Consider the following 1,647-nt stretch of genomic DNA (forward strand, 5'->3'; position numbering starts at 1 on the left):
GTGCTGGTCCGGCGCGCCCGCCCCGTGGTCGCCACGCCGTCGGGCCAGGCGCTGCTGCGCCTCGCCCGGCAGACCGAGCTGCTCGGGGCGGAGGTCGCCGTCGAGCTCGGGGCCCAGGACACCCCGGCTCAGAACGTGGAGAGCGGCGCGCCCGCCCGTCTCGTCACCGTCCCGCTGGCGGTCAGTGCCGACTCGCTGGCCACCTGGGTGCTGCCCGCCCTCGCCCAGGTCGAGGGCGTCACCTTCGACCTGCACCGCGCCGACGACAGCCGCACGGCCGACCTGCTCCGCGAGGGTGTGGTCATGGCGGCGGTCACCTCGCAGACCGCGCAGGTACAGGGTTGCCGCAGCACCCCGCTCGGGATCATGCGCTACCGCCCGGCGTGCACACGCGCCTTCGCGGAACGCTGGTTCCCCGACGGCCCGACGCCGGACGCCCTGGCCGCCGCGCCCGTCGTCGTCTTCGACCGGACCGACGACCTGCAGGACGTGTACCTGCGCGCACGCGCGCCGCACGCCCGTCCGCCGCGGTACCACGTGCCGAGCACCGTCGAGTACGAGGACACCATCCGCCTGGGCCTGGGCTGGGGCATGCTCCTGGAGCAGCCCACGATCGGCGGTCTGCAGGCGGGTACCGGCGGCGGCATCACGCTGATGGAGCCCGGCTACGTCCTGGACGTCCCGCTCCACCTGCAGCAGTGGAAGCTGCGGTCCGCGGTGCTCGACCGGGTCACGGCGGCGCTGCGAAAAGAAGCAACACGCAAGTTACTTCCGGCGTGAAATCTGGACGTACCCCCATCATTAACCCTGTAACAGTCCTTCCGCACTTCCGAATCATGAACCGGACATCCCCTGTCCGACTTCTTACGGTTCAGGAATGCTCTCAGCGCTTGCCGGGATGGCCTTCGGCCTCTCGCTCATCGTCGCCGTCGGTGCGCAGAACATCTTCGTCCTCCGCCAGGGCCTGCGCAGAGAGCACGTGGGTCTTGTCGCCGGCATCTGCGCCGTCAGCGACTTCGTGCTCATCTCGCTGGGGGTCGGCGGGCTCGGCTCCCTGATCCAGAGCGCGCCCCTGGTGGTCGAGATCGCGCGGTGGGCGGGCGCCGTCGTCGTGCTGGTCTACGGCGGCATGGCCGCCCGCCGAGCCTGGAAGGGCCAGCAGGTGGTCATGGGGCGGCACAGCATGACCACGCGGACGGTCGGCGCCGCCGTCGCCACCACCCTCGCCCTGACCTGGCTGAACCCCCACGTCTACCTCGACACGGTGGTGCTCGTCGGCGGGCTCGCGGCGACGCACGGTGACGACCGCTGGTGGTTCGGGCTCGGCGCCTGCCTCGCCAGCACCGCCTGGTTCGTCGCCCTGGGCTACGGCGCGCGCTACCTGGCGCCGCTGCTGGAGAAGCCCGGCGCCTGGCGCGTCCTGGACAGCGTGGTCGCGGTCACGATGGTGGTCGTGGCGGCCTCGCTCGTCCTCGGCGCCTGATCCCCGTCACGTGTCAGGCGCAGACGCCGTCGAGCAGCACCTCGGGGCTCGGGCTGGGCTTCGGCTTCGGCTTTCCGCCGCCGCCCCCGCCGCCGTTCCCGCCGCCCTCGGTGCCCGTCGTGCCACCGGCGTCGCCGGAGCCCGAGTCGCCCCCGGCGTCGCCC

2 protein-coding genes are annotated in these 1,647 nt (G+C 72.7%); both read left to right on the forward strand.

Annotated features, from left to right (window positions below; translation table 11 throughout):
• The coding region (locus PROKR_RS17795; protein WP_036965263.1) for an ArgP/LysG family DNA-binding transcriptional regulator at window positions 1-780 on the forward strand (780 nt) is incomplete at its 5' end.
• Window positions 781-877: 97 nt separating this feature from the next.
• Window positions 878-1,483 carry a LysE/ArgO family amino acid transporter gene (locus PROKR_RS17800; RefSeq protein WP_036965266.1) on the forward strand — a complete coding sequence of 202 codons (606 nt, stop codon included), beginning with the start codon at window positions 878-880 and terminating at the stop codon, window positions 1,481-1,483.
• Window positions 1,484-1,647 lie beyond the last annotated feature (164 nt).

This window comes from Promicromonospora kroppenstedtii DSM 19349 (genome assembly GCF_000515355.1).
In the GTDB taxonomy this organism is placed as follows: Bacteria; Actinomycetota; Actinomycetes; order Actinomycetales; family Cellulomonadaceae; genus Promicromonospora; species Promicromonospora kroppenstedtii.